Origin of the sequence: Bradyrhizobium sp. (assembly GCF_049581145.1) — a bacterium.
In the GTDB taxonomy this organism is placed as follows: Bacteria; Pseudomonadota; Alphaproteobacteria; order Rhizobiales; family Xanthobacteraceae; genus Bradyrhizobium.
On the sequence record NZ_JBAURI010000500.1, the window covers coordinates 1 to 3,600 of the forward strand.

Below are 3,600 nucleotides of genomic sequence, written 5' to 3' on the forward strand. Positions count from 1 at the left end.
ACTGAATACTATGAAAGAGAAGTGTCTCCACAGGCTGTAATCGCTGTGTACGAGCATCGTGTGCTGACTGATGAAATAATTGCTTCTCTCAATCAAAAATGCAGTCTCACTTCACTCCGTGAGGATATCGCCAAGATCGGCTATCCAACTTGAAAAATTTCGGAGTCGATGCCATGCGGCATGTCTGTTGTGGGTCAAGGGCCGCCGTGGCCGACAGGTGGATGGCGCAGCCGGTCTAGCTCGAGCTTCGGAAATACTCGTGTGCTCAGGCACTTACGCTTCGTGCCAATGAGAGACGTCGCTATGAGAAAGCGTCGGTGGAAATCCAAAGAAAATACCTCAATAGGGATTCTGCGTAGCTCGTTAATGAGTATTGTGCTCCGATCAGGTCAAGCTCGCAGCGCGTGGAATCCAATGTATATTCGCCAGATTGTTTTCGCCGTCTGCTCGGCGTTTTGGTTCGGGCCTGCCACAGCTGAAGATGGCTTCCCAGCAGCGGAGTGGGAGCGCGTCACCCCTGCAGAATTGGGCTGGTCAGAGACCGAATTGGGCCAAGCGCGATCCTTTTCGGATCAGATTCACTCGAGCGCGGTTGTGATCGTTCAGCACGGCAAGGTCGTGGCCGAGTGGGGCAATACGGCGAAGCCGATGGAAGTCGCTTCAATCCGCAAGAGCATGCTCAACGCCCTGATGGGCATCGCAGTGTCGGATCACCAGATCAACCTTGACAGCACGCTTGGCGAACTCGGCATCGACGATAATCCGCCTGGCTTGACCGGGATCGAGAAGGGCGCGACGGTGCGCGAACTCCTCGAAGCGCGTTCCGGGGTCTACCACGCGGCGCTCTATGAGACCCCGGACAATGCCAAGATGAGACCGCCACGCGGCAGTCACCCGCCCGGCACCTTCTGGTATTACAACAATTGGGACTTCAACGCGCTTGGCACGATCTACGAGCACGCAACTGGCACCGGCCTCTTCGAGGCGCTCGACCAAAAGATCGCAAAGCCAATCGGCATGCAGGACTACCGGCCACAGGATGGCAGCTACGTCCGCGGCGAAGCGTCGATCCACCCCGCCTATGCGATCCGCGTGAGCGCACGGGACTTGGCACGTTTTGCACTTCTCTATCTGCACAAAGGCAATTGGGCCGGACACCAGATCGTGCCGCGGGAGTGGGTGGAAGAGAGCACGCGCAGCTATTCGAAAGCAGCGTTCGGGATGGGCTATGGCTATCTCTGGTGGATCGGTTTTCTGGGCGGTGCCGTTGCGCCGACGGTGACTTTGCCCGAGGGCAGCTTTATGGCCCAAGGTGCCGGCGGCCAATACGCCTTGGTCGTGCCCGCGCTCGACCTCGTCGTGGTGCATCGTGTCGACCGCGACATGCCCTTCACCGAACCGACCATGCGTAGTATCGGCAGGCTCTTCTGGCTGATCCTGAGGGCCGAGGGCTATGATCCGGGGCCCGATGCCTCGCTCACCGCAGCGACCGGCGAACGACCGACAGGTGAGACGCTGGCCGCAAAAATGCAGGGCAAGACGATCAGCTTCGGTACCAAGCTCAGGGGTGGTCCGTTCACGATGCGATTCGAGCCCGACGGCCGGATGACCTATCCGCACTGGGACGAGGCCCTTGGACCTGCAGCCGGGACATGGACGGTCGCGGAGGATAAGCTTTGCATCTTGATCTTGGGTGCCAGAGGTCGCTGCTACAGTCCAGTGCTGAACGGTGAACAGATTGAGTTGTTCGACCAGCTTGGCGTCATGCAAATCGCCGGGGTGGCGCTTCCTCGATGATCTGCATGCAGCAATGCGGCTTCCGTTGCACCCCGAGGACTGGACATGGACGACCGGCCGGTCATGTCTCAAGGGTGCCAGGCTTGAAAGTCATAGCGATTGACCGGGACAGCCTCGTGCCAAATGCGACCAACAGCGATTACCTTGTCGGCGCGGAAAAAATAAGGGTCGCCTGCAACGCGCGGGTTAGGTACGGCCGTCGTGGTACTCGACATTGGCGATCCAGTTGCGCTTCCGTCGCGCGAGGCGGGAGTCATTTCCTTCACCATCGAAGCTTGCCGGCGCGCGTCGAAGCAGTGATTGATCAATTCCCTCGAACGCATTGACGCTGACGACCGCGTAAAGATGACTGTCGATTTGGCTGGTGACCACCGGGACTACGCCGCAGCGAGCGCAGACCTTGAATTCCGCGGTCCTGGTACCGAATGCGTACGTGGATACGAGCGAAGAATCTTTAACTGATATCTTCAGGGCGCCGCTTGGATTCGAGGTCCATACTCCACCATGCTTGATGCAAAACGAGCACGTGCAGGCACGAGCCGGAATTTCGGCGGGATCAGGTTCCCACGTCAGAGAGAAGCATATGTTCCCGCAGTGGCACTTTCCGTGGATCAACACGTGTGCGATCTCCGTTGCTTGTGGAGACATTGATATGGGAAGACAGTTTTGCTGCATGACTTGGCCACCGCACCGCCTGATAATGTGATGAACGCGCGCCGCCTCATGCCCGCCCTCAAGCTCTAGCGACGGCATCTTAGCGGCTCCGTCGAGGACTTGGATAGGGGTCGATACCGGCATAAAGGAATTGTCGCAATGCACAGCTTGATGACCGTTCAGGGTCAGCGCCGTCTGCCGGTCTTCCCCCAGCTGCGGAAATGCCCGGTGCGCTCCGGCAGTTACGCTTCGTGCCACAAGCCCACTCCCCGCAATGTCTTGTCCAGAACGCTCGATATTGTGTCAGAACGAATTGTTCTGCTCAAATTTGAAATTGCTCGGTCATGCAAATTCTCTTGAGCGGTGAACCATGAGTAAACGGTAAGCGATGGGTATCAAGCCCCTGATCATCCGACTGCCCGTCATGCTTCTAGGATATTTTGCTGCCGGTCTTGCGGCGGGATCTATCCTCATTCCTGCGTATCTGTGGACATTGGTCCCCGTTGGGATTTTCGCGCCAGCGATAGTCCCGATAGCGTGGTTGTCCCTTTACGGCTTCTCGATTTATGTTGGCGTCTTGATCCTGCCTGTTCTTGTGGTGGCCGCGATCACCGAAGTTTTCCGTGTCCGGCGCCTCATGCCGTATTTGCTGCTCGGTGCCGTCTGTCTGCTTCTTTGGGCTTCGTATTTGTTTGGACCTGCTCGTCTTGTGCGTGACAATCCTGTCGCTGCAATCATCATCCCCGGTGCCGGGGTCATTGCGGGTCTGGTTTACTGGTCGATTGCTGGCCGAAATGCCGGCGCGGGTTCGACGGCCTAAAGGGGTGCGAGTTCCGGTATCGGTCAAGGGCCGCCATGGTCAGCAGGCTGGTGGTACCGTACGGCACTTACGCTTCGTGCCAATATCAGAAATCATTCTGGGCGGTGCCTTCTGACCCAATCCGGGTTACCACGCGGGGCCGTCTGTGATCGAATTGGTGGATCGGACTGATCGGACGATATTAAGCGTACCCTGAGTTCGTCGCCGATCTTCAACTGATCCGTTTCGTACCAGTCGACCGAAGTAACGCCTTCAATTCCACCCACCGCACACTTGATCCCCGGGATAGCTTCCGCTGACGAAGCTGCGATTGATGAAGCGTCGGGCCC

3 protein-coding genes are annotated in these 3,600 nt (G+C 57.7%); 2 read left to right on the top strand and 1 reads right to left on the bottom strand.

Features of this window, described 5'->3' with window-relative positions:
* Positions 1–414: 414 nt before the first annotated feature.
* A complete protein-coding gene (locus WCB02_RS16610) occupies positions 415–1,797 on the top strand; it encodes a serine hydrolase domain-containing protein (protein ID WP_423959596.1) in 1,383 nt (460 codons plus the stop codon).
* A 1,042-nt stretch (positions 1,798–2,839) separates the two neighbouring features.
* Positions 2,840–3,271, top strand: a complete 432-nt coding sequence (locus WCB02_RS16615) for a hypothetical protein (protein WP_423959598.1) — start codon at positions 2,840–2,842, stop codon at positions 3,269–3,271.
* A 92-nt stretch (positions 3,272–3,363) separates the two neighbouring features.
* Here WCB02_RS16615 and WCB02_RS16620 read toward each other — a convergent pair.
* A partial coding sequence (locus tag WCB02_RS16620) for a hypothetical protein (RefSeq protein ID WP_423959600.1) occupies positions 3,364–3,600 on the bottom strand: 237 nt, incomplete at its 5' end.